18 protein-coding genes are annotated in these 24882 nt (G+C 45.8%); 10 read left to right on the forward strand and 8 right to left on the reverse strand.

What is annotated here, in order from left to right; genetic code table 11:
* Positions 1-395: 395 nt before the first annotated feature.
* The 6 genes from uraH (at position 396) to F0228_RS02265 (ending at position 10298) form a co-directional block, all read left to right on the forward strand.
* Entirely contained in the window at positions 396-749 is a 354-nt protein-coding gene (uraH, locus tag F0228_RS02240; protein ID WP_061033007.1) for a hydroxyisourate hydrolase, read from the forward strand.
* Positions 750-1259: 510 nt separating this feature from the next.
* Complete coding sequence (locus F0228_RS02245) at positions 1260-2603, forward strand: NCS2 family permease (protein ID WP_171761827.1); 1344 nt, start codon at positions 1260-1262, stop codon at positions 2601-2603.
* A gap of 226 nt (positions 2604-2829) precedes the next feature.
* Positions 2830-4281 (forward strand): nucleobase:cation symporter-2 family protein, encoded by a 1452-nt coding sequence (locus tag F0228_RS02250; RefSeq protein WP_171761828.1) that lies wholly within the window; start codon positions 2830-2832, stop codon positions 4279-4281.
* A 161-nt stretch (positions 4282-4442) separates the two neighbouring features.
* Positions 4443-5807: an 8-oxoguanine deaminase gene (locus tag F0228_RS02255; RefSeq protein ID WP_171761829.1), complete on the forward strand. Its 1365-nt coding sequence runs from the start codon at positions 4443-4445 to the stop codon at positions 5805-5807.
* Positions 5808-6495: 688 nt separating this feature from the next.
* Positions 6496-7734 (forward strand): alpha-xenorhabdolysin family binary toxin subunit A, encoded by a 1239-nt coding sequence (locus F0228_RS02260; RefSeq protein ID WP_171761830.1) that lies wholly within the window; start codon positions 6496-6498, stop codon positions 7732-7734.
* Between the two features lie 167 nt (positions 7735-7901).
* Positions 7902-10298 carry a hypothetical protein gene (locus tag F0228_RS02265; protein WP_171761831.1) on the forward strand — a complete coding sequence of 799 codons (2397 nt, stop codon included), beginning with the start codon at positions 7902-7904 and terminating at the stop codon, positions 10296-10298.
* Between the two features lie 95 nt (positions 10299-10393).
* Here the strand turns inward: F0228_RS02265 and F0228_RS02270 are convergent, their stop codons facing one another.
* The 6 genes from F0228_RS02270 to gcl all read right to left on the reverse strand — a co-directional run bounded on the left by F0228_RS02270 (position 10394) and on the right by gcl (position 18030).
* Positions 10394-11830, reverse strand: a complete 1437-nt coding sequence (locus tag F0228_RS02270; protein ID WP_171761832.1) for an amidohydrolase — start codon at positions 11828-11830, stop codon at positions 10394-10396.
* Between the two features lie 267 nt (positions 11831-12097).
* The gene (locus F0228_RS02275; protein ID WP_171761833.1) at positions 12098-12706 is read right to left on the reverse strand and encodes a TetR/AcrR family transcriptional regulator; all 609 of its coding nucleotides are present in this window, start codon (positions 12704-12706) and stop codon (positions 12098-12100) included.
* A gap of 163 nt (positions 12707-12869) precedes the next feature.
* On the reverse strand, positions 12870-14180 hold the full coding sequence (locus F0228_RS02280; RefSeq protein WP_171761834.1) for a glycerate kinase: 1311 nt from the start codon (positions 14178-14180) through the stop codon (positions 12870-12872).
* Between the two features lie 252 nt (positions 14181-14432).
* A complete protein-coding gene (locus F0228_RS02285; protein WP_061032998.1) occupies positions 14433-15329 on the reverse strand; it encodes a 2-hydroxy-3-oxopropionate reductase in 897 nt (298 codons plus the stop codon).
* A gap of 37 nt (positions 15330-15366) precedes the next feature.
* The gene (gene hyi, locus F0228_RS02290; protein WP_061032997.1) at positions 15367-16143 is read right to left on the reverse strand and encodes a hydroxypyruvate isomerase; all 777 of its coding nucleotides are present in this window, start codon (positions 16141-16143) and stop codon (positions 15367-15369) included.
* A 114-nt stretch (positions 16144-16257) separates the two neighbouring features.
* A complete protein-coding gene (gene gcl, locus F0228_RS02295; RefSeq protein ID WP_171761835.1) occupies positions 16258-18030 on the reverse strand; it encodes a glyoxylate carboligase in 1773 nt (590 codons plus the stop codon).
* A gap of 313 nt (positions 18031-18343) precedes the next feature.
* On the opposite strand from gcl, the gene aceB reads away from it, so the two are divergent.
* Both aceB and F0228_RS02305 read left to right on the forward strand, forming a co-directional pair.
* Positions 18344-19969, forward strand: coding sequence for a malate synthase A (gene aceB / locus F0228_RS02300; protein ID WP_171761836.1), 1626 nt, complete (start codon positions 18344-18346; stop codon positions 19967-19969).
* 85 nt (positions 19970-20054) lie between these two features.
* Positions 20055-20495 carry a heme-binding protein gene (locus F0228_RS02305; protein WP_017631066.1) on the forward strand — a complete coding sequence of 147 codons (441 nt, stop codon included), beginning with the start codon at positions 20055-20057 and terminating at the stop codon, positions 20493-20495.
* A gap of 83 nt (positions 20496-20578) precedes the next feature.
* On the opposite strand, the gene F0228_RS02310 is transcribed toward F0228_RS02305, so the two are convergent.
* On the reverse strand, positions 20579-21061 hold the full coding sequence (locus F0228_RS02310) for a MarR family transcriptional regulator (RefSeq protein ID WP_004737459.1): 483 nt from the start codon (positions 21059-21061) through the stop codon (positions 20579-20581).
* A gap of 123 nt (positions 21062-21184) precedes the next feature.
* Between F0228_RS02310 and F0228_RS02315 the strand changes: the two genes are divergently transcribed.
* Both F0228_RS02315 and F0228_RS02320 read left to right on the forward strand, forming a co-directional pair.
* Positions 21185-22078 carry a DMT family transporter gene (locus F0228_RS02315; RefSeq protein ID WP_171761837.1) on the forward strand — a complete coding sequence of 298 codons (894 nt, stop codon included), beginning with the start codon at positions 21185-21187 and terminating at the stop codon, positions 22076-22078.
* Between the two features lie 216 nt (positions 22079-22294).
* The gene (locus F0228_RS02320; RefSeq protein WP_171761838.1) at positions 22295-23815 is read left to right on the forward strand and encodes a DUF1254 domain-containing protein; all 1521 of its coding nucleotides are present in this window, start codon (positions 22295-22297) and stop codon (positions 23813-23815) included.
* Positions 23816-23901: 86 nt separating this feature from the next.
* On the opposite strand, the gene F0228_RS02325 is transcribed toward F0228_RS02320, so the two are convergent.
* Positions 23902-24810, reverse strand: a complete 909-nt coding sequence (locus tag F0228_RS02325; RefSeq protein ID WP_171761839.1) for a LysR family transcriptional regulator — start codon at positions 24808-24810, stop codon at positions 23902-23904.
* Between the last annotated feature and the right edge of the window lie 72 nt (positions 24811-24882).

The following is a 24882-nucleotide window of genomic DNA, read 5'->3' on the forward strand; positions in this document are numbered from 1 at the left end:
TAAGTGGTTGGTTTAGCCGCTCTTCAACTGACCCATCGAAATGATTCAGCTATTGGTTATTTCAAAACCGAGCAACCTTACCCCTGTACATTTATTGTATACAATTATTTATCTCAATGTAAAGATTTTGTTATTCAAGTTAAATTTGAACTATTTACCGACTTTAAAACAACAACTTAACAAAACTCAACCTCACAAAAAAACGATAATAAAGATCTATAAAGTCAGAAAAAAAGATACAATGGTTAACATTTTTCCAACAATTCGCTTTACTAATTGTGTACAGTTCGTACATAGTTAGTGATAACAAAGTGACCAGCTGAACTCTTTTGCAAGGTCGAAATGGATACATAAACCACGGAACAGAGGAGCGCCAAAAGCGCTATTAAAGGACTATGGGAAGATTAACAACACACGTATTAGACACCACACACGGCTTGCCTGGCGCAGAGATCAAGGTAGAGCTTTATAAGGTAAACGAAGACTCAACAGAAAAGCTGGCGACCGTGCTCACCAACTCCGATGGCCGTACCGATGCGCCGATTCTGGCAGGAAATGATTTCCGCCCGGGGAAATATCAATTGGTGTTCTATGTAGCCGATTACTACAAAAGCAAAGGTGTCGAATTAGATGGCGTGCCTTTCCTAGACGATGTGGTTATTCGTTTCGGCTTGGATGATCCCGATGCGCACTACCACGTTCCGCTTTTAGTCTCGCCATACAGTTTCTCGACTTATCGGGGCAGTTAGTCCCGATGCTTAGAATCCCGATCTAGGCTCAATCAACCAGTAATAAACAGATTCATGCGTGCATCTAAAAAGATGCATGCTCAGTAGGGTCTGTTGACCTTTCGAGCTGATTTTTGCAGCGCTTTGTGGAAAATTTCTACAAAGCAGAGGCTTTGATGTGTAGCTAGCCTACATGAGAAGCCGATAACGCAGTAGAAATGAACCACAAAGGCTGCCCGAAGGGTTCGGTTAGAATCGTTTTATGCTTTGTTAAGAAGTATTTACTTAGAGTGACTAGGCTACATACTCCTTGCCGCGCCTAAAACGATTCTATCTCGAACAAAATTTAACCGCGAAAGGTCAACAGACCCTCAACACGCTCACATAAAAATACTAACAACGTTAACAGTTAGAAAATGAGTCGCGAGAAACTCGTCAATAGAGACTTAGAGCTAGGAAAAACCTTAAAACTTAATATTGAAATCTCGCTGTATTCAATAAATGGATCACAACATAAAAGGACTTGCAGACATGAGTGAGAGTAAAACAGAAATACTCAACCAAGATGCGAACAACGGAATTTTAGAGAAGCTCTTTAAGATTAAGGCACACGGAAGCAGTGTAAAAAATGAGTTAGTCGGCGGTGTCACCACCTTCGCGACCATGGCTTATATCATCTTCGTTAACCCACAAATCATGGCCGCTTCAGGCATGGATGCAGGGGCAGTATTCGTGGCAACCTGTATTGGTGCTGCGATCGGCTGTTTGTTAATGGGGCTATTTGCGAACTGGCCTGTCGGCCTAGCACCGGGCATGGGTCTGAATGCGTTCTTCTCCTTTACGGTTGTGAGTGAGATGGGCTATAGCTGGGAAGTCGCACTGGGTGCGGTGTTTATCTCTGGTATCTTGTTTGTCGGGATGAGTTTCTACAAAGTCCGTCAATGGATCATCGAGAGTATTCCTGAGAGCTTGCGCTATTCCATGACTGCGGGTGTTGGTTTGTTCTTAGGTCTAATTGGCTTGAAAACAGCAGGCATCGTCGTCGAAAACCCAGCAACTTTGGTTTCACTGGGTGACTTCACCAAACCAGAAGCTCTGCTCGCTGCTATTGCATTCTTGATCATTGCGGTTCTGAGTGAACGTAAAGTGTTTGGTGCGGTACTTATCGGTATTTTGAGTGTAACACTCGTCGGCATGATGCTTGGCTTAGTTCACTACGATGGCTTCTTCGCTGCACCACCAAGCCTAGCGCCTACCTTTATGGCAATGGATATCGCAGGTGCACTGAATGTATCCATGATCAGCGTTATCTTGGCTTTCCTTTTTGTAAACATGTTCGATACGGCTGGTACCTTGATGGGCGTAGCTGAGCGTGCAAACCTCACTAACCCTGAAACCGGCAAGATTGAAGGCCTGAGCAAAGCGCTCAAAGCCGATAGTATCTCAAGTGTTGCAGGTGCGTGTGTGGGTTGTCCGCCAGTAACCAGTTACGTAGAAAGTGCTGCTGGTGTTGCTGCAGGTGCTCGTACAGGTCTTTCAGCAATCGTAGTTGGCGCTTTGTTCTTAGCGGCGATTTTCCTATCACCGCTTGCAGGCATGATCCCCGCTTACGCAACGTCTGGCGCTCTTATCTATGTAGCATTCGTAATGATGAGCAGCATGCAGCACGTCGATTGGAAAGACTTTACCAATGGTGCTCCAGCTGCGATTACCGCACTGATGATGCCACTAACATTCTCTATCGCTAATGGTATCGCACTGGGTTTCATCACCTACACCGTGCTTAAGCTTGCGACAGGTAAAACGAAAGATGTCTCCATCTCGATGTACTTCCTAGCGGCTATCTTCATCGCCAAGCTAGTGTTCATCGGTTAATCCTATCTCTCCTGAATGGTTCGGCATGGAACGTTCAGAAACGTTGCTTGGCTCGCTCGCTAGCCAAGCAACGACAACATTTTTAAGAAAGCTAATTGCATTGATGACTCGAGAGCAGAGCTCCCAACGACTCGGTGCACCTTTTTTATGACCCTACGCAGTTTGTAGAAGTCATTATTTGACCGCCAACCGCCTGTAAACGGAAACGCAGGCAGAGGAATATCAAATGAAACTTCTGTACACCCTTAATGAAAGACCGCCCCATGGGCTAACCCTTCTACTCGCTCTACAACACATGCTCGCCTCGATTGGTGGCATTGTCGCTGTCCCCCTTATTGTCGGCGCTTCCATCGGCCTACCCAACACCGAGATCGTCTCACTGATCAATGCTGCGCTCTTGGCGTCAGGTATTGTGACCGTCGCGCAGTGTCTTGGTTTTGGTCCAGTGGGTATTCGACTGCCCGTGGTAATGGGCTCAAGCTTTGCCTTTTTAGGTGTGGCCATTTCGATCGGTAACGAAGGTGGCGTCGCTGCCATTATGGGCTCAGCGCTTATTGGCTCGTTCGTAGTGATTGGTGCCAGCTTTTATATGGACAAGGTCCGTAAATTGTTCCCAACCGTGGTAAGTGGTGTAGTGGTTACCCTAATCGGCTTAACCATTTTACCGGTTGCCATGAACTGGGTTGGCGACTCCCCTGCCAACACGGAACAATTCGCCACGCTACCTAAACTGTTTCTCGCACTGGTCTCTTTGGGGATCGTGATTGGCGTATCGGTTTATTGTAAAGGCGCGGTTGCGGCCTCCGCTATCGTGATCGGTTTAGCCGGCGGTTACATTGTGGCTTTATCACTTGGCATGGTTGACCTTGAGCAGATCGGCTCTGCGGCTTGGATTGGCGGTCCTGAACCTTTTAAATATGGCTTTACCTTTTCAATCAGTGCCATCATCAGTATGAGTTTGGTGTACATCGTGGTTATCGCTGAAGCCACAGGGGACTTCATGGCGTTGGGCAACAACTGTCAAACACAAGTCAGCGGTAAAGACCTAAAACGTGGGCTACTGGGTGATGGTATCGGCAGTACCTTATCGTCGATTCTCACTGCAATGCCACTCGCTTCATTCAGCCAAAACGTTGGTATTGTCGGTATCACAGGGGTAGCAAGTCGCTACGTGGTTGCCGCAACCGGTGGTTTACTAATTTTAGGCGGTTTATTCCCAAAATTAGCCGCTATTGCCGTCACGATCCCTAAACCCGTTTTGGGTGGTGTGGGCTTTGTGATGTTCGGAATGATTGCTTACGCGGGTATCCGCATGTTGATCAAAGCCGCAGACACCAAGCGAAATGCCTTGGTAATCTGTGTAGGTTTGGCATCTGGTTTGGCCGTTACCTTCGAACCAAGATTGCTGCAACACTTGCCACACGATTTAGCGAACTTCCTGCACTCTGGCATTACGACTGGCACCATCATGACGGTTGTTCTTAACCTTGTATTGCCTAAATCTTCACGCGCAGAAGAACAAGAAGCGTTAGCCGAAAGCCAAGCGCAAGTTGAGCTAGAAATGAGAGAACAAGCTGAAGAAGAACTACACTCAAACGAGCAGCTAGAGATTCAACAAGCAACAACAGAAACTGACGTTCAAACGGCATCAGATAACCCTGAGCCAAAAACGAACTAACTGATTCTTGAACTAGCGTAAAACCGATTTCCGTAGAATCACGGGCGTAATGAGAACACTGAATGTTTCATCGCCCTTGATTCGAATTTATCTTTTAACAACAAATACCAAATAAAGACCCTCTTCCCTGAAAAGGCTGAGATGGCTAAGGACTACTATGAATGGAAACCATCTGGATTAAGAATCCTCTCGCAATCTACACTGGCTCACTTGCTGATGCAGAAGGCGGCATTGTCATTAAAGGTAATAAAATCATTGAACTGGTTGGCAAACACAAAGAGCCGACCTCCCCCGTAGATTACAGCGTCGACGCCTCTCGTCATGTTGTGACTCCTGGGCTTATCAATGCGCACCACCACTTCTATCAAACCCTAACGCGAGCCTACCCCGGCGCACTCAATCAAGAACTCTTCCATTGGCTACAAAGCCTCTACCCGGTTTGGGCCAACCTCGATTCTGAGATGATGAGCCTTGCTACAGAGCTGGCGCTGGTCGAGTTAATGATGTCGGGCTGTACCACCGCCTCAGACCATCATTACTTGCTGCCAAACGGGCTAGAACACGCCATCGATTTACAAGTCGAAGCAGCAGAGAAGCTGGGAGTTAGAGCCATATTCACACGCGGTTCTATGAGCCTTGGGGAAGATGAAGGTGGGTTACCGCCACGACACACCATTCAAACCGAACAAACCATCATTGATGACAGCCAACGCTTGATTCGTGATTACCACCAGCGTGATGAAGGGGCGATGATTCAAATTGCACTCGCGCCTTGTTCGCCGTTCTCAGTCACCACTGATTTAATGAAAGAGACTGCCAAGATCAGTGAGCGTGAGAACGTGATGATGCACACGCACCTATGCGAAACGCTCGATGAAGAAGACTTCTGTATTGAGAAGTTTGGCCTACGCCCTGTCGATTATCTGGAAGATGTGGGCTGGCTCAACGAACGCACTTGGCTCGCTCATGGTATTCACTTCAATCCAGAAGAGATCAAGCGCTTAGGTAAAGCGGGCATTGGTATCAGCCACTGCCCAACTTCCAACATGATGTTGGCTTCTGGTATTTGTAAGAACAACGACCTTGAAGCAGCAGGCGTAAAAGTCGGGCTGGGGGTGGATGGTTCTGCCTCGAATGACGGTTCCAACATGATTGCCGAAGTGCGCATGGCGATGTATCTACAACGCCTGCAATATGGCTCGGCCAACGTTTCACACTTCGATGCACTGCGCTGGGCAACATCAGGCTCTGCTGCAGCAATGGGCAGAACCGACATTGGTACGCTAGAGGTCGGCAAACAAGCCGACATCGCGATGTTCAAGCTTGATGACATTCGTTTCTCTGGCAGCCACGATCCACTTGCAGCACTACTACTCTGCGGCGCTCAACAAGCAGATAAAGTGATGGTTGCAGGTAAGTGGCGAGTTAACGATGGCGCTGTGATTGGGGTAGACATGGAGCAGCTAATGCACCGTCACCACACCGCTGCGATGAAACTCGGAAAACTGGCAATGAATAATAACTAACGCCAATGCTTGTCCATCAAACAGTGTGTACCTCACTATGATGGGCAAGCTTCCTTACTACTAATAAAAATTCAATTCTGACTGTTAAATACGCCATCCTATTGGTTGTTCTCCCCCTAAATATTCAACCAAAATCCACTCTATAATTAACATCTCTAATTTAATAATTACTAATTTAAATGCAGCTAATTTAATTAAAGCTAAATATTAAACCTATTATTTATTTGGCACAGGTCAAATTTAAAACGCTCGTTCTAATTATATAAACATCAATTCAATCAACAGATTTAGTAATAATCACAACAATTATGATAATTACATTTCTATCACTTAACTCATTGATGAATAGAATAAAAACCTCCGACGCCTTTCTAGATATAGCCTGAAGAAAGAATAGAAACTAATGATTTAAATATCACTAAATTCAATAGATCAACAAACAAACAATATGGATTCAAATATGTGATCTAAATAGAACTTTTCATTATAAATTTGCTATAGATTGACCAAATCTTATAAAAACAAAAAACATATTAATGGAGAGTATATTTAAAACCCACAAAATAATTACAAGAATAGCAATATAAACAATTCAATAAACCCGCATAAATATATAGGAATACCATTTCATGGTAGGGGATTTTATTGTCTCTAGAAAAGCTAATAACAAATCTAACAGGGATAAAACATGAAAAAAATCACACGAACGCTGGTATTATCTTCGATCTCGATTGGACTGCTTTCCTCTTTTGCTTTCACTTCTCAAGCAGCGCCAATTCAAGTCAATCAAGCGTCAGCCGAACAGAACATACCTCAAATCACCTACGATACGATCACCGGTGAAAATGGCGTTTTTATCGATCTAGAAACCGACAATTTCATCCTCAAACAGCAAGAGTGGTATCAGATTCAAGCGTATGTCGAGGGAGCACTGGCACTGCCCGTCACAGAAGCCAGCATGAAATCGGCTTTTAGCATTCCTAACGACATCCCTTTTTCTAACTTCCAAGCTTTAGTTCAGCAATATTCCAATATCCATGACACCGCTTTCTACTGGAAAAAGGACCTGTATCCAAGCATCGTGAACCTCTCATTGAGCCTAGCGAACTACGTACAAATCAAAGACTACATGCTCAACCCTTTGAGCGACGCCCTTAATGAGATGTTGGCAAAAGCATTTTCACCCTTACCGGAAGATATCGAGGCTGTTGAACGCAACCGAAAAATGGCGATTGCTTATCTGAAAAGCCTGCAAAACTTTTCATTGAGATACCAGCAAGAGGTGTCCGATGTGGGTGACAACTTGTTGGACTTTTCTGCGCAACTAGACACGCAAAAGCTACAACTTGAAGTGTTGGAAGGGACTCATAACGGGTATCTAACGGATGATGGCAGCGTACTTCAACAGCAAGTGAACGATATCAATGCCCGAATCGCACAACTCAACAAAGACTACACGCACTATGTCACGGTTGCCTCTACTGCCGTCACCTACGCGTGGTTCCCTTTAGTAGCCGTACCAATTATGGGTGTCTACGGAGATAAAGCAGAGAAAGCGCGTAAGCTTCGCAACGAACTGCAAAATGAAGTTAAAGATTTAGAAGAACAATTGTCTTACACACAAAAGGTATATAACTCTTACCATCGCTCTTCAGAAAGCATTGATCTTATATCTCATCAAATTGAAGACGCTATCCCACATATTAATAAGCTGAAGTTAAATTGGCAGCAAATGAATACCGACTTCACATCACTGCTTGCTGCATTGGATGAAGCTCAAAACAATGCCGACATCATGAAAGACGACGCAATGCTTGGTGCTATCGGTGCATTAGCCAATACATCGGTTGCAGAAATGAACTGGAATAACATCAGCGAGAAAGCTAAGGCATTTGCAAATAATGCTTATATTCAAGAAATGGAGTAGTCCATACCCATCGACAAATAGCTCGGCAAAGCGAAGCCTCGCTATAAGTTAAACCAGTAAGACCAATAAAAACAAACTAACAACAGAACCCCACGCCTTATGAAAAATAAGGTGTTGGTTTCTGCTACCCAAAATTTGGCTAATACTCATTTCGACAGGACATTAATATGAGAATTCTACCGATTATTATTTCTCTTTCATTATCTCCACAAGCTTTTGCTAGTGACTGGCTAGAGCTTAATAACTTACCTAATTCCATCGAATACCCAACTTGGGTTCAGTCTGCCTATTCAGATGTCGATGTTCTCTCTCGCTCTACTTCGGATCTCCACATCAACCTCAGTGACTGGGTTGCAGAGCAGAACCTTTACGTGACTAAGCCCTCCAAGATCGTCGTTTTTGCCGATATCATTGAGGTTCCAGAAAACTTCAACTTAGTGGTGAATAACCAAAACATTCTCATATTTGCCCGTAAAATTGTCGGTCAAGGTGCACCAACTTTCGTTCTCGGGCAACAAGGCGCTGCGGCATCAGTGACTGTGATTGCAGGAGAGATCGAAACTCCGATTAATGTCCTTGCCTTCCAAAACGATGGTAGCATCACACGAGATGCCCTTTCTGCAGAAGACGGTGATGGAACCTCTGTAGTACTAGCAGGTGAACACTACCGCAGAACCACCATCGACTCGAACATTACTGGGCAAATGAAACTGGCGACTACACCTTTTACCGACATTGTTAACCGCTCTTTTGATATGGCTGCCAGCTTATTCGACACCAACCCAGAACTTAGCCTCGAACTGATTAACTGGATTGAGCAGAGTTTGCGTCACGCAGGCTCTGTGGTGGAAGATGACCCTATCCTTTCAGATCTATACCTCCAAACCGTAGCCTTCAAACAGTTCATTAGTTTCAGCACTAAAGAGAGCAACTATGTGCCTTATCTCGACAAGGTGCTCTACCAAGGCAAATACGAAGCGTACCTGAACGCAATGATCGCGTATCAAGCGCAATGGGATGTCATTCAAGACAGAAGTACGGTGATCGAAGACAAGATTGAAGCTGCGAAGTTAGCACTCGCTAACGTTGAAGACGTTCTCAGAGCGCAAAACTCGATCATCACTCAAACTCAATCCAATATAGACAAAATAGGCGACAGCCTGACCGAAATCGACAGCCAATACAAAGCTCAGGAGCTTGTGACACTGAGTGCAAGAACCACTTACTTGGTCGGCGTGGAAAACTGGAAAACTCAGCAAGAGCTCAATGCAGCGTTGGCTATCTTCAAAGCCATCGCAGAGATTGGCAGTGCCGTCAGTGGCGTATTCACAGGGAACCTATCTGGTGTGAACGACCTCACCGAGCAGTTGGCTAAAACGCCAGAAGCACTGGATAAAGCGAAAAACTTAGTCACCAATATCAAATCAGTCACGGGGATCATTGATAGCGTTACCAAGACCATTTCGGGCATCGCACAGCTCACCGCCGATGTGAAATCGACCATCAAACTTCATAAAATCTCCGAAGCGATGGATGGCTTTGACTTTAATATTCCGACTTTGAATGAGAGCAATCTAGCTTGGGATCTGATGATCACCGAGATCCGCAGTAATTTAAGGCTTGCTGATAGCTTGGGAATTAAAGGCGCAAGACAATATCTAGTCGAACTCGAAAAACAGGTGCTGTTAGGCAAAGCCATTAACACCACTCAACTTAACTTTGCGCAAGAGCAAGCTAAACTCGTCGACCTATTATTGACCAAAAACGTCACCGCTAATCAACAGCAAAGATTGAGTGATGCCATTGAGGGTTATCAGGTAGACAGTGGAAGTTTCGACTCCATCGAGCGTGAGCTTTCGCGAGTGCTAATGCACTTCAAACGTCCAATGTATGTGGCTTTGTCTAACTATGTTCAGGCATACGAATACTGGGCGTTAAAACCAAGTGAGATCACGCCTTCACTGAATAAAAGTTACTTGGACTACCAGTTTGACCTCGCGTCCATCGAAAGTGAGTATGTGAATGCGCTCTCTTCATTCCAGCCAGCACCACAAGATTTCACTATCGACAACTACACCATCTCTAGCCCAGAGCAGCTCGATAGCTTCGCAACCACTGGTGAGTTGAACTTCACTATTCCATTGGAACAGGCACAACTATGTTCATTCGACCGAGTCAGACTCTCTACAGTACGCGTGTTCTTAGAGGGGGAAAACTTACCTTATGGCAAGCAGCTCAACCTAAGAGTATCTAGCTCAGGTAACTATGCTGACCGATACCAGAATCAAGATTACCAATTCAGTTCTAACCCAGTCTCACGTGCGTTTTACTACCGCTTGGATGATCCTACCACCAATGACGTTAGCATCATCACCGATGGTGCAGTGGCGAATAAGTTCGAGTATGCGTACTTCCAACCCACTCCATTCTCGTCGTGGAATGTCACCCTCAACAACTTCGATGAGGCAGACCAAGCCAACAACCAATACCTAAAAGATATCGAACAAATTAGGGTTGAGTTCTTAGGCAGTGGTATCCCGAATGGCAACAGTTGTTCAAACTGAAATGAGAAATAACCAAGCTATCTAATAGCCAGAAAAAGGCCGACATCTTGTCGGCCTTTTTTGTTTTATTCGATTAACTACTTAGCGTTTGGAGTCTAATCCATCAAACTCTTAGACTTAATCGCCTTCTTAGACAGTTCTTTGGCAAACTCGGTAATGTCGGCTTCAAACTCATCGACGCTTTGACGAATCTCATCCAGTTGAACAGTTTGCATCACGCGGTTTTCCATCACGATTTGGCCGTTCACAATCGTCGTATCGATGTTGCTCGGGTTCGCTTGATAAACCAAGGTTGCGTATGGGTCATAGCTCGGCATCATGTTCGCTGACTGTGTTTCGACAATCACGATGTCCGCTTTCTTACCGACTTCCAGAGAACCAATTTGATCTTCCATGTGTAAGGCTTTCGCGCCACCTAATGTCGCCATCTCGATCACTTGCTCAGGAATCATGATGGTGCGATCTGAGTGCTTCAAACGTTGCATGTTCGCTGCGTAGCTTAGGGTACGCATGATATCGACTTGGTTCGAGCTCATAGGGCCGTCTGTTCCCAAACCGATTCGCATGTCAGCACGGTACATATCCCATGCTGGTGCGATGCCAGTTGCGCCTTTAGCGTTCGCCATTGGGTTGTATGAGATCCCTGCGTCAGCTTGCTTGAGAAGCTTTTGATCGTTCTCTGAAAGGTGGATACCGTGAGCAATGACTACACGCTCATCCAGCACACCAATTTCATCCATGTATTCGACTGGCGACGTAGCCTTAGTTTCATCTTTGATGCGCTTTTCTTCATTCGGGAATTCAGCAACGTGAATTAATACCGGCACATCGTATTGAGCAGACAGTTTGTTGATTTCTTGAAGCTTGTCTTTGCTCACTGTGTAGACCGCGTGTGGTGCATAAGCAGGTGTAATCAGCTCGTCGTTTTGGTATTGCTCAATAAAGCCTTTGGCATACTCGATGCCGCCATAAGGTTCTTTAGCGTCTACAACAGGAAACTTAATCACGGTTTCGCCGAGCACAGCGCGCAGGCCAACTTCTTTGGTCGCCTTGGCCATTTCATCCATGTGGTAATACATATCGGCATAAGTCGTGACACCACTTTGTGCCAGCTCGATACTGCCTAGCTTGGTCGCGTTATAAATCAGTTCACGGCTTAGCTTTTCGGCTTCAAGCGGGAAGAAATAAGCGAATAATCGATTGGAAATACCCTCTTCGCCTAAACCGCGAAACGCAATCATAGGAAGGTGGTTATGAGCATTGACCATACCAGGCATAACAATACCGTCTTGAGCATCAATCACCTTTTCAGCGCGATATTGAGTAATCAAATCCTCATTACCTACTGCGATGATCTGGTCGTTTTTAACGACGACAACACCATCTTCAATCACATCCATTTCAGAGTTGATAGTCAGGACTTGTCCATTAGTGATAATCAGATCGGCGTTGTATGTTTGAGTTGCCACTGTCGAACCACAGCCAGCCAGTAAAACTGCGCTAATGGTGCATGCCAAGCTTTTAAGCGTCATTGCTAAACCTATATGTTGTGCGTGTAATATTGTTAGAAGCTTCACTTTAGTGTTCTGCGCTATTCGCGCTTGAGAACGACAGTGCCGCTAATTTTCGCGACACTATAACCTGTTATTTAAATGAAATGGCATACCTAATCGAGCCAGATTCAAGATAAATATGTAATTGCACAACAGGTCACAAAAAGTGGCTTTACGCTTGTCGTCGCTCATGTGAAAAAACAAAAAGGCCTGCAATCGCAGACCTAAATAAACGTTCAAAAAACGTCAACTTTTCACACCACAGCCTTTAATCACCAGTTGAGTGATGAACTCAGCGGCATCGGCATAATCTTGATCATCGAGCTGTTCTTTTTGCATCACGCTACAAATTTGCCAGCCAAAATCGGCGTAGGTTTGAGTCGCTGCCCAGATGGTAAACATTAAATGGTGCGCAGGAACATCGTCCATTAAGCCTTGCGCCGACCATGTCGAGAACTTATCAAGAATCATCTGGGATTGCTTATACAGCTCGTCACCAATCTCTTTCGGCAATACTTTAGCGCCAGACATCACCTCATTGGCAAATACCTTAGAAGCATGTGGATGATCGCGAGAAATGATCAGCTTGGTTTGAATATACTGAGACAAGGCTTCAACAGGATCGCTGAGCTCTTCAATCGGACGAGATGCTTCTAGTAAGGGCTGAGTGACGGTTTCAAGCACAGCGTTGTAGAGCTTATCTTTAGAGCTGAAATAGTAGAATACGTTAGGTTTGGGAATGTCGGCCGCTTTTGCGATATCGGCCATTTTTGTTGCGGCATAACCATGAGTGGCGAATTGTTCACACGCGAATTCGATGATTAAATCTTGATTCTTTTGTCTGATCCTAGACATATTGCATCCTTTACAGCTCGTTACTGAAATCATAGTAATCAACGTGCTTCATTAGTCCAGAAGATAATTTCAGAACTCAAGGTCGCCGCATTGATAACAATAAAATGGCCGCTCTATTTGTTAAGAAGCGACCATTCCATACTGTGTTTTTGAACTGTTCACATTAAAGAATCAATATCGCGCGGAAGTCATTCACATTAGTCAGCGTTGGTCCCGTGGTAAGAAGCACATCAACTTGCTTGAAGAAGTTGTAACTGTTATTCGCATCGAGGTAGTCTTGCGCTTTAAGCGACAGTCTCGAACCTTGTTGCCATGTTTGAGGTGTGATCCACGCGCCCGCATTGTCTTCCACGCCATCAATGCCATCAGTATCAGCGGCTAAAGCGAATATGTTTTCCTGCCCTTTTAACTCGTTATACAAACTTAAAAGGAATTCACAATTACGCCCACCGCGACCATTGCCTTTCACGGTTACCGTGGTTTCGCCACCGGAAAGTATCACGCAAGGCGTCTCAAATGGGTGCTTATGATTAGCCACTTGCTTAGCCAGTGCAGCGTGAACTTTCGCGACATCTCGCGCTTCTCCCTCTATGCAATCACTCAACACATAAGCAGGAATGCCCAAGCCTTCTGCCTCCGCAGCAGCAGATTCCAATGCTGACATTGGGGTGGCGATAATATGGTGCTCGGCGTTTTTCCAGCACTCATCATCTGGTTTCACGGTTTCTGACTCAGGGTTGTTCAACCATTCAAATGCCGAAGGTGGTGTTTCAATTCGATAGCGTTCCAGTATTGCCATCGCATCAAAGCGTGTGGTGGTGTCTGGTACGGTCGGACCCGATGCAATCACACTGATGTCATCGCCCGGCACATCTGAAATCGCCAAAGAGACCACTCTTGCTGGGTAAGCAGCTTTCGCTAATCTCCCACCTTTGATCGAAGATAAATGCTTACGAACGCAGTTCATCTCATCAATAGCGGCGCCCGATTTAAGCAACGCTTTATTGATTTGTTGCTTCTCTGCCAAGCTGATGTCGCCACCGGGCAAGCTTAGTACTGCAGAGCCGCCGCCAGACAGTAGGCAAATCACTGTGTCGTCAGCACTCAAGCCACTCACCAATTGCAACATACGTTGGCTCACTTCTAAACCCATCGCGTCTGGCACGGGGTGCGCTGCTTCAATCACCTCAATATGTTCGCAAGGGGCAGTGTGCTCATAACGAGTCACCACTAAGCCTTCAAGGTCACGCAGTGCTAGGTCTTGTTGTTTCTTTGCCTGCCAAACCGCTTCAAGTTCTGCTGCCATTGACGCGGCCGCTTTTCCTGCTCCTATCACCACAGTACGCCCAGCTTGGTTAGCAGAGCGATAAAAAATGTCTTGAGGAAGAAAAGGTTCGATGTGATTTTTGGGTAGCGCCTGATTAACAGCACTTGAGAAAAGGGTTTGCAGAAACTGCTTAGCATCAATGTCCATCAGCCACTCCTTAGTTGACGGAGAAAAAAAGAACCCCGATACAAGGCCAAAGGGTGCCTGCTAAGATCAAGTTGGAAAGGAACAACTTCAACCTCTGCCTCGTATCAGGAACGCGTATAAAAGGAGACGAAACTACGCGATTTATAAACAAACTGTTTGAAACTGTTGGGCTACGAATCGATAGCAGCCCTAATTAATTAACGGATAATCGGTTGATTGATTAACCACTAAACGGACAAACCGTTAACTAGATTAACGAATCGAGTGATCAGAACGTTTCTCAATCGCTTGAATAAGCGCAGAGTGGTCCCAACCTTCACCGCCCATTTCCGCACACTCGCCAAACAGCTCTTGTGCATTTGCCGTGTTCGGTAGCGCGACACCCAATTCTTGAGCGCCCGTTAGCGCAAGGTTCAGGTCTTTCTGGTGAAGCGAGATTCTAAAACCGGGGTCGAATGTACCTTCAACCATACGCTCGCCGTGTACTTCCAAGATCTTAGAGTTAGCAAAACCGCCCAATAGAGCCTGACGAACTCGTGCTGGATCAGCGCCTGCTTTCGAAGCAAAGACTAACGCCTCAGACACGGCTTCGATATTCAGAGCAACAATGATCTGGTTCGCCACCTTACAGGTTTGACCCGCACCGTTGTCGCCCACCAGCGTAATATTCTTACCCATGATTTCGAAAAGAGGTCGTGCTTTATCAAAGGCGTCTTGCTCACCGCCGACCATGATAGTCAGCGCTGCATTGATAGCGCCTACTTCACCACCCGAAACCGGAGCGTCAAGGTATGACGCACCGCCTTCGTTAATTCGCGCTGCAATTGCTTTGGTCGCGATTGGCGAGATTGAACTCATATCGATCACCAGTTTTCCAGCAGCGCCACCTGCGTTGAGGCCTTGCTCGACGCCGTTATCACCAAACAGGACATCTTCAACTTGAGGTGTATTCGGCACCATTAGGATAATGACATCCGCCGCCGCCGCCGCTTCTGCTGGTGAGTGGCAGACCGTTGCGCCAGCGGCAACGAGATCAGCTGGTGCTGCATTAAAATGATCCGAAAGAATCAAATCGTGACCTGCTTTTTGAAGGTTACTCGCCATAGGTTTACCCATGATGCCAGTTCCGATAAATGCAATTTTAGACATGTTGTTCTCCTTAACGTTTGAGGGTTACCAGACGCAATTAACGGTACTGGTGTAGCCAACCGAGGCCTTCTGTCGTTGTTGTTTTCGGCTTGTATTCGCAGCCAACCCAACCTTGATAGCCAAGCTCATCAAGATAGTTGAGCACAAATGGGTAGTTGATTTCGCCAGTACCCGGTTCGTGTCGGCCTGGGTTATCAGCCAGTTGCACGTGTGTGATTTGGCCAATGTTCTGCTGCATGGTCGGCGTTAAATCGCCTTCCATAATTTGCATGTGATAGATATCGTATTGGATAGAAAGATTATCGCTCGCCACCTCTTTAATGATGGCCTTCGCTTGCTCTGTGGTGTTCAGGAAAAAGCCCGGAATATCGCGCGTGTTAATCGCTTCAATCACTAAGCTAATGCCTTCGGCAGCCAGAGCGTTTGCGGCGTAGTGAAGGTTAATTACAAAAGTTGCCTGAGCGTCTTGCGCAGTCACTCCCTGTGGGACAATGCCCGCCAAGCAGTTAACCTGTTTACAGCCCAGTTTCTTGGCATAAGCTATCGCTTTAGGCACGCCTGCTTGAAACTCTTCAATGCGCGTAGGGTCAACTGCAATACCACGATCGCCTGCATCCCAATCTCCAGCAGGCAAGTTAAATAGCACTTGCTCTAGATTATTAGCATCAAGCTTTTGTTTAATCTCATCCGCATCAAAGGCATATGGGAAAAGGTATTCGACGCCTTGAAAACCTGCCTCTGCGGCGGCTTCAAAACGGTCCATAAAATCAACTTCCGTGAATAACATTGACAAGTTTGCTGCAAATTTTGCCATGATTCTGTCCTTACTCTTTGTTTGATGAAGCTAATGTGGTTTGGTGAAGCCTCGCTCTATTGGAGGCTTTCCGTAGAGCTCAACCTCGCTCTACGGATACACATTACTTCGTGATTACTTGTACGCTAGCGCGGTTGGTGCATCGCTGCTGCTTTCCGCAAGCGGTTCAAATTCGTTGATGGCGTTGATCTCTACACCCATAGAGATATTGGTCACGCGCTCCAAAATCAGCTCAACAACCACAGGCACTTTGTGCTTGTTCATGAGTTCTTTAGCTTGCTCAAACGCAGCTGCAATTTGCTCTGGTTCACGAACTCGAATCGCCTTACAACCAAGGCCTTCAACAACAGCAACATGGTCAACACCGTAGCCCTCAAGTTCTGGCGCATTCTGGTTATCAAATGCCAGTTGCACACAGTAATCGATATCAAACTGACGCTGCGCTTGGCGAATCAAGCCTAGATAGGAGTTGTTCACCAGCACATGGATGTATGGCAGGTTGAATTGAGCACCTACCGCCAGTTCTTCAATCATGAATTGGAAGTCGTAGTCACCAGAGATAGCGACGATATCGCGGTCCGGATCCGCAGCTCGAACGCCCAGTGCAGCAGGTGTTGTCCAACCGAGCGGGCCAGCCTGACCACAGTTAATCCAATGTCGAGGCTTATACACATGAAGGAACTGCGCTGCGGCAATCTGCGACAAGCCGATAGTGCTGACGTAGCAAGTATCACGACCAAATGCTTTGTTCATCTCTTCATAAACGCGCATCGGTTTCATCGGTGCTTCATCGAAATTGGTTTTACGTAGCATGGTCGACTTACGCTCCTGACACTCGCCAACCCAGCCACTTCGGTTTGGTAATTTACCTGCATCGCGCCACTCTTTAGCGACCTCAACCATGAGCTCAAGTGCCGATTTTGCATCTGAAACAATGCCTAAATCAGGGCAGAACACACGACCAATTTGGGTTGGTTCAATATCGACATGAACAAACTTGCGACCTTCGGTGTAAACATCAACAGAGCCGGTATGGCGGTTAGCCCAACGGTTACCAACGCCAAATACAAAGTCAGAGTTCAGCATGGTTTCATTGCCGTAACGGTGAGAGGTTTGTAGACCCACCATGCCCGCCATTAACTCGTGGTCATCTGGGATAGAACCCCACCCCATCAAGGTTGGGATCACTGGCACACCTGTGATCTCAGCAAATTGCTGCAGCAGCTCAGATGCGCCTGCGTTGATAACACCACCACCGGAGACAATCAGAGGTTTTTCAGCTTGTGCCATCATGGTGAGTGCTTTCTCAACCTGTTCGCGCGTCGCTTTTGGTTTGTATGGTTCAAGCGGCTCGTAGGTATCAATATCGAACTCAATTTCGGCTAACTGTACATCTAGAGGTAGGTCAATCAGTACAGGGCCAGGACGTCCTGAACGCATCAAATGAAAGGCTTTTTGAAAAGCGCGTGGCACTTGCGCGGGCTCCAGTACCGTGGTTGCCCACTTAGTAACAGGCTTGGCAATGGATTCGATGTCGACCGCTTGAAAGTCTTCTTTATGAAGGCGAGCACGTGGAGCCTGACCAGTAATACATAGGATAGGAATCGAGTCAGCCGATGCCGAATAAAGGCCTGTGATCATATCCGTCCCAGCTGGACCTGAAGTACCAATACACACACCAATATTATCTTGGTTAGTACGTGTGTAGCCTTCAGCCATATGTGAGGCACCCTCTACATGTCGAGCTAAGACGTGATCGATCCCTCCGAGTTTTTTCATTGCTGCGTACATTGGGTTTATTGCTGCGCCGGGAACACCAAATGCGATGTCTACTCCTTCACGTTTAAGCACTTCAACCGCTGCTTCAATCGCTTTCATAATTGCCATTCGAACCTCCAGTTCAGATTGTATACAATTAAATTAACTTTTGTGTACTATGAATCATCCTCAGCATTTATCAAGCCCAATTTGAAACAATTTTGTTACATCAACCTATCCTATTGAACAGCAAACAAGCTGAAAACCTTACAATTCATTGCTTTACATAAAATATCTTTACGTAAAAATAAATTACAAAAAGATCAAATGATAAATAAATGTTAAATACCATTTGCTTGTTTACAATTTCTACAATATAAATACCGTTAAAAAGAACATTTTGTATACAAAATACCATCGTATTGTGTAAAGGAGACAAGCAATGATGAATGACGTGAAAGAAAGAGAAGAAACACTGTGTATGCAGGTACTTGGGAATATGGACAACCCCGAGTACAAAGAGATCTTGTCTAAAGATGCATTGAAGTTCTTAGAAGCTATCGTTAACAAGTTTGGAGATCGCCGTCATGCCCTGCTAAATGATCGCGACATAAAACAAGCGCAATATGATGACGGTGAGCTACCTAATTTTAGAAAGGACACTATCTCTATTCGTCAGAATAAAGAGTGGAAAGTCGCAACACCGCCACCAGAATTACTGGATCGTCGCGTAGAGATCACAGGCCCTATCGAGAGAAAGATGGTGATTAACGCATTAAACTCAGGTGCGAAAGTCTTCATGTGCTGTTTTGAGGATGCGTCTTCCCCAACTTGGGCCAACATGGTCGAAGGGCAAATTAACTTAAGAGATGCCAATTTAGGCACCATCAGCTATTTCGATGAGAAGAAACAAAAGAACTACCAGCTAAACAGCGACCCTGCGTTGTTAATCGCTCGCCCTCGTGGAATCCATCTCCCTGAACAATCGATTCAATTCAACAATCAGCCTATCGCGGGTTGTCTGATGGACTTTGCGTTGTACTTTTTCCACAACTATCAATCACGTGCACAGCAAGGCTTGGGCGTTTACTACTACATTCCAAAGCTTGAGAGCATGGAAGAAGCACAATGGTGGGACGACATTTTCAGTTTCACCGAGAATTACTTCAACGTAGCAAAAGGCACCATCCGTGCGACCGTATTGATTGAAACGCTGCCGGCCGTTTTCCAAATGGAAGAGATCTTGTACGCCATGCGCGATCACATCGTTGCGATGAACTGCGGCCGTTGGGATTACATTTTTAGCTACATCAAAACACTGAAAAATCATAAAGATCGTATCTTGCCAGACCGTCACGGGATCGGCATGGATCAAGAATTCCTGAACGCTTACAGCCAGTTGTTGGTGCGTACTTGTCACGCTCGTGGCGCACTAGCAATGGGTGGTATGTCAGCCTTCATTCCAGCAAAAGATCCGCAAGAGATGGAGCGTGTTACCGCCAAGGTTATTGAAGACAAACAGAGAGAATCGCAAAACGGCCACGATGGCACATGGGTCGCACACCCTGCCCTAGTCGACTTAGCGATGTCGATCTTCGACAAGCACCTTGATGGCAAAGTCAATCAAATGGATTTCCAAAGCCCAGAGCACACCATCAATGCCGACACCTTACTGAAACCATGTGAAGGCAGCCGCGACGAAGCCGGTGTGCGCACGAATATCCGTATTGCGCTGTATTACATCGAGGCTTGGATCCAAGGCTACGGCTGTGTACCTATCTACGGACTAATGGAAGACGCCGCCACCGCGGAGATCTCAAGAGCCAACATTTGGCAATGGATCCATCACGGCATCTCGCTAGATGACGGCCAAACCTTTACCAAACAACTGTTCCACTCTTGGCTTTACCAAGAGTTAAACACAATAAAACACGAAGTCGGTGACTCGCGCTACGCAGCAGGTCGATTTGAAGAGACAGCCGATCTTTTCTATCAACTTTCTACAGCCGAAGAGTTCGCTGCCTTCCTAACTTTACCCAGCTATGGGCTTTTGCAAGAATCCAGCTAGGCGTCTTGCGGCGATTCAAACAGACCACTAGCACTGATTAGTGCTCTGTTTGAATTAGCCAAGCCCCTGAAAATTAGGAGATAACATGGGAAGTTTGACTCTACAACAAGCGTTAACCATCATAGATGGCACCTTTAAAGCAGGCAAAAAGATTCACACAGAGCCCCTCACTGTTGCTGTGTTAGACAGCGGTGGCAAACTGATTTCTCTGCAACGTCAAGATGGCTCCAGCATGATGCGACCTGACATCGCCATTGCTAAAGCCTGGGGAGCACTCGCACTGGGCTGTTCCTCAAGAAAACTCGCCCAAGATGCTGACAACCGACCAGCATTTATCTCCGCCGTAAACGTACTCGCACACGGAAACATGGTACCAGTACCAGGGGGCTTACTGATTCGAGACAAAGATAAAACGGTACTCGGTGCCATTGGTGTCAGCGGCGACATATCAGACATCGATGAAAGCTGCGCCATCAACGGAATTGGCTGCGCAGAACTGTTTAGCGACGAGATGCTGCAAGCTTAATTCAGAAATAGAGATAACTTAAAAAAGAAAACCGAAGCATAAGGCTTCGGTTTTTTAATGAATCTAAAAAGAGATAAGTGAACCTACTCGTAGGCACTCAACCAAGTTTTTAAAAGTTGGTTAGTGTTTTTCTTCTGGCTAGCCGATAAAGACTTAACGAGCTTTTTCTGCATTTCGACATGCTCAGTCATCATCTCATCAATCAAAACTAAACCATCTTTGGTCAATTTCACGCTGACGCTGCGTCGGTCTTCTTTACTGTGCTCGCGGCTGATTAACCCTTTAGCTTCCAGTTTATCAAGACGATTAGTCATCGCACCTGATGTCAGCATCATTGACCCAATAAGCTCAGAGGGCGTTAGTCGGTATGGCTTGCCAGAGCGTCGCAAGGTCGCCAATACATCAAACTCACCCAATTTCATGTCGTATTTTTTATGAAGGTCGGCAACTTGCGTCTCCATATACTTGGCAATACGCATAATCCGGCCCATCATTGCCATAGGCTCAGTTTCTAATTCGGGCTTTTCCTTTGCCCATTGCTCTACAACGCGGTCGATAGCATCCATTTGCAATCTAGCTCCGTTATTAGTCTGATTACTTTAAACTAGTTTAACATAAAGATACTTTACAACCACTAGTTCTCAGTATACAGTTCACACAATAGTTATCTTAACGTAAAGATATTTTAGATGAACATATTATTAGCAATGATTCCCGCATTCTTTTGGGGAACAACTTATGCAGTGACGCAATTTACGCTACAGGAGTGGCCACCACTATTACTAGGTGCTTTGCGTGCATTACCTGCTGGTTTGTTATTGCTAGCGGTAAAACCGACACTGCCGAAAAAAGGCGAGTGGCAAATCATTTTCACTCTAGGCCTGATCAACATCGCGACCTTCTTTGGTTTGATCTTCGTGATGGCACTGACGCTACCTTCAGCGATTTCGGGCGTAGGTATGATCTCTGTGCCTGTGTTCGCGATGATCTTCCATTGGGTAGTGAAAAAGCAGCGCCCACATTTGATTCAAGCCTTGTCAGGTATCGGACTGGTCACCTTGGCATGGATTCTATTCAACCCAAGCCAAATCGCATTGAACCCTATCGGTTTAGGTGCCATGTTTGCCGCGATCATGTGTATCGTTATCGGCAGCAGCATTACCAAATCACTGGGTAATCGTATGCACTGGTGGAAGGTACTGACATGGCAGCTGATCTTGGGCGGTGTAATCTTGTCTGTCGCGTCTGGCGTTCATGCCTTCATCGACCCGCAGCCTTATGTGAATGCTGTGACTCATTTCGATACTCGCAACGCAATGGGCTTGGTTTGGGTGATTGGGCTAAACACAGCGCTGGGTTACGGCATGTATGTTTGGCTACTACAACGTATGACTGTGGTTGATTTTACCTTTGGTGGTATCGCCAACCCAGTAGCGGGCATCGTGACAGGTATGGTGTTAATGGGCGAATCCTTCACTGCAGTTCAATACTCGCTCATGACAGGCATGATCATTATGTCACTGCTACCACAACTGATTCTTGCAATCCGACAGTCCAAGACAGTCAAACCCGTTACGCAGTAAAAATCTAGATTACGACTCATAAGCCCGCCAAGTGCGGGCTTTGTTTTATCTATAGAACTAATTATTACAGCGTTTCCACACCGATCTGAGAGCCTCTTCCAACCCTTTAGGATTACTCCTCACTTTGAAACTCATTTTTGAGCCTACCGCGTATCAGATATGTTTTTTCGACTAACTTAAAGTAAGTGCATCGAAACGAAACTGAAAGGTGACATCATGATTAAGTCGAAGCTAAAAGCACTTGTGTTGGCGAGCAGTCTCTTTATCTCACATCAAGTACTGGCGACGGAAAACTACAATACTGAGATCCCGCCGAGCATTATGACGGCAGATACAGTCCAAACCAGCATCGGTGAGCTGAACTTTAAAGATGGTGCGCCAACGGCTGAAACCGCACAAAAACTGTATGACAACTTAGATACACTTCGTTCAACAGAGGTGTTCCTCAATGCAATTCCAATGGCTTCGGTTGAAGCACTGCGTGTAGGCCACGCCGAGATAGGTTCAACATCGTCAAACCAAGTGGTGGTATTCGATAACCTGATGGATTCGAATCCGCTATTTCTAACCGGTAACACCGACACGGTTTACGCTTCTGTTTTCCTAGACTTGGAGAAAGATGGCCCAACCGTCATTGAAGTACCTGAGGGTATGGGGCCAACTACGGTGAACGATGCGTTCTTCCGCTTTGTGACTGACCTAGGCATCGTAGGACCAGATAAAGGCAAAGGCGGTAAATACCTGATTTTACCTCCAGGTTATGAAGGCGAAGTGCCTGAAGGTTACTTTGTTTCACAGTCCACCAGCTATACCAACTGGTTTATCGCTCGCGGATTTCTGAAAGATGGTAAAACCGATGCTGCAGTGAAGGCATATAAAGAGAAACTAAAAATCTACCCATTAGCGAAGAAAGATGATCAACCGAAAATGGAGTTCATCTCGGGTAGTGGCAAATCGTTTAATACCATTCATGCGAACGACGAGCACTTCTACTCAGAAATTAAAACCGTGTTAGACAAAGAGCCGGTGTCATTCATCGACCCTGAACTGCGCGGGCTGATGTCGAGCATTGGTATTCAAAAGAACAAACCTTTTGCACCCGATGAGCGCATGAAGAAACTGATGAAAGACGGCGTCGCGATTGGTAACGCAACGGCAAGATCTCTGTACTTCCAGCCAAGAGACAAGAAGGCTTACATTTATGAAGATCGTCTATGGAAGACTGCATTTATTGGTGACGATTACCAATGGCTTGTTGACCAAGGTGAAGGCGGACGCAACCTAGATGCTCGTTCTTACTTCTTCTATGTTGCAACGGTGAATACTCCGGCTATGTCGCTAAAACTGATAGAAAAAGGCTCTAAATACGCATTACTTGATCAAGCGAAAGACGGTGAATATTTTGATGGCGGTAAGCACTATAAATTGAATATACCAGCGAATGTTCCAGCTAAGAATTTCTGGTCGATTGTGGCTTACGACACACAAACGCGTTCAGAGCTACAAACCAGTCAGCCGCTGCCAAGCAAGAACAACCAGCGTGATGATTTTATTGAAAATGAAGATGGCTCGGTTGATTTGTACTTTGGTCCAACAGCACCAAAAGGCAAAGAAGCGAACTGGATAGAAACGGTTCCGGGCAAAGGTTGGTTCACGATTCTAAGACTCTACGGTCCTCAAGAAGCTTGGTATGACCAAACATGGAAGCCAAGTGACATTGAAGAAGTTAAGCTGTAACACTCAGTAGGTTCAATTAGACACCTGCAGACAGTAACTAAAACGCGCCTTAATCGGCGCGTTTTTTGTTGTTGTCATCCATAAAATCAATAGCTTTCTAAGCTCTCACTTAAGATCTGTTCAATACGCTTCACTATAGGGTGCTGATAACAAGCGCGGTGATACTGAATACCTACATCAAAAGTCACCGCTTCTCCATTGAATAAAACAGGTCGTTTGCTCAGTCCACTTGGGATTGAAGCCAAATCCATATCAAAGCCAACGTAGACATACTGGCTGACTTGAACACATTCCAATGCGGAGGATACCGATGCAACAGTCAGTTTCTGTTGCAATACCAAGCCGGTGCGTTTTTTTAGGCGTTCGTAGTAGGAGTTAGCATCCAATGACCCCATCGAAACGCGCACTGTATCAAAGCTCTCTAGTTGGTTAAGGTCAATGGCTTCGTTTTTTGCTAAAGGGTGGGTATCCGCCACATAAGCAAACAATTCCAACGAACCCACTTTACGCTCCACAATGCGGTCGTTGAGTTCATTAGGATAACCCGACACACCAATCGCTAACGTGCCTGCCTTGGGAAACTCAACGCCATCCAAAGACCAGTCCATCATCGATATCTTGGGCTTTGACTCCTCATTAGTCAGCCCTTGCAACAAAGGGACCGTAAACAGTGTGCTCAGCGGGTTGGCTGCGTGAAAAACATATTCGATGTTCGAATCGTTACCGATAAACGACTGCGATATTTGCTGCGCTTGCTCTAGCTTTTCCAGCGGTTCTTTTACCACTAGCATCAATTGCGTAGTGAACAAAGTCGGCGTATAAGCACCTTTGGTTGCAATGAATAACTCATTAGCAAACAAGTCTCGACAATCGGAAAGATGACGATTAAACGTTGCGCGGCTGATATCCAGAATATGGCATACCTTCGCCTGAGATTGTTGCTCATAAAGCAGGTCCAAAAATCGATACAGATTTAAGTCGATTGTGTTCTTCAAATGCCCTACCTCATTTCCATACTATGTCGGTCTTTGTTCAGTATGAACGTGAACCAAATAAACCTTAAACAC

The sequence above is a fragment of the Vibrio sp. 99K-1 genome, assembly GCF_013114585.1.
GTDB lineage: Bacteria > Pseudomonadota > Gammaproteobacteria > Enterobacterales > Vibrionaceae > Vibrio > Vibrio chagasii_B.

What these genes read in the sequence shown, in the direction of transcription:
- uraH (WP_061033007.1), top strand. Translation starts at nt 396, where the DNA reads ATGGGAAGATTAACAACACACGTATTAGACACCACACACGGCTTGCCT.
- F0228_RS02245 (WP_171761827.1), top strand. Translation starts at nt 1,260, where the DNA reads ATGAGTGAGAGTAAAACAGAAATACTCAACCAAGATGCGAACAACGGA.
- F0228_RS02250 (WP_171761828.1), top strand. Translation starts at nt 2,830, where the DNA reads ATGAAACTTCTGTACACCCTTAATGAAAGACCGCCCCATGGGCTAACC.
- F0228_RS02255 (WP_171761829.1), top strand. Translation starts at nt 4,443, where the DNA reads ATGGAAACCATCTGGATTAAGAATCCTCTCGCAATCTACACTGGCTCA.
- F0228_RS02260 (WP_171761830.1), top strand. Translation starts at nt 6,496, where the DNA reads ATGAAAAAAATCACACGAACGCTGGTATTATCTTCGATCTCGATTGGA.
- F0228_RS02265 (WP_171761831.1), top strand. Translation starts at nt 7,902, where the DNA reads ATGAGAATTCTACCGATTATTATTTCTCTTTCATTATCTCCACAAGCT.
- F0228_RS02270 (WP_171761832.1), bottom strand. Translation starts at nt 11,830, where the DNA reads ATGACGCTTAAAAGCTTGGCATGCACCATTAGCGCAGTTTTACTGGCT.
- F0228_RS02275 (WP_171761833.1), bottom strand. Translation starts at nt 12,706, where the DNA reads ATGTCTAGGATCAGACAAAAGAATCAAGATTTAATCATCGAATTCGCG.
- F0228_RS02280 (WP_171761834.1), bottom strand. Translation starts at nt 14,180, where the DNA reads ATGGACATTGATGCTAAGCAGTTTCTGCAAACCCTTTTCTCAAGTGCT.
- F0228_RS02285 (WP_061032998.1), bottom strand. Translation starts at nt 15,329, where the DNA reads ATGTCTAAAATTGCATTTATCGGAACTGGCATCATGGGTAAACCTATG.
- hyi (WP_061032997.1), bottom strand. Translation starts at nt 16,143, where the DNA reads ATGGCAAAATTTGCAGCAAACTTGTCAATGTTATTCACGGAAGTTGAT.
- gcl (WP_171761835.1), bottom strand. Translation starts at nt 18,030, where the DNA reads ATGGCAATTATGAAAGCGATTGAAGCAGCGGTTGAAGTGCTTAAACGT.
- aceB (WP_171761836.1), top strand. Translation starts at nt 18,344, where the DNA reads ATGATGAATGACGTGAAAGAAAGAGAAGAAACACTGTGTATGCAGGTA.
- F0228_RS02305 (WP_017631066.1), top strand. Translation starts at nt 20,055, where the DNA reads ATGGGAAGTTTGACTCTACAACAAGCGTTAACCATCATAGATGGCACC.
- F0228_RS02310 (WP_004737459.1), bottom strand. Translation starts at nt 21,061, where the DNA reads ATGGATGCTATCGACCGCGTTGTAGAGCAATGGGCAAAGGAAAAGCCC.
- F0228_RS02315 (WP_171761837.1), top strand. Translation starts at nt 21,185, where the DNA reads ATGAACATATTATTAGCAATGATTCCCGCATTCTTTTGGGGAACAACT.
- F0228_RS02320 (WP_171761838.1), top strand. Translation starts at nt 22,295, where the DNA reads ATGATTAAGTCGAAGCTAAAAGCACTTGTGTTGGCGAGCAGTCTCTTT.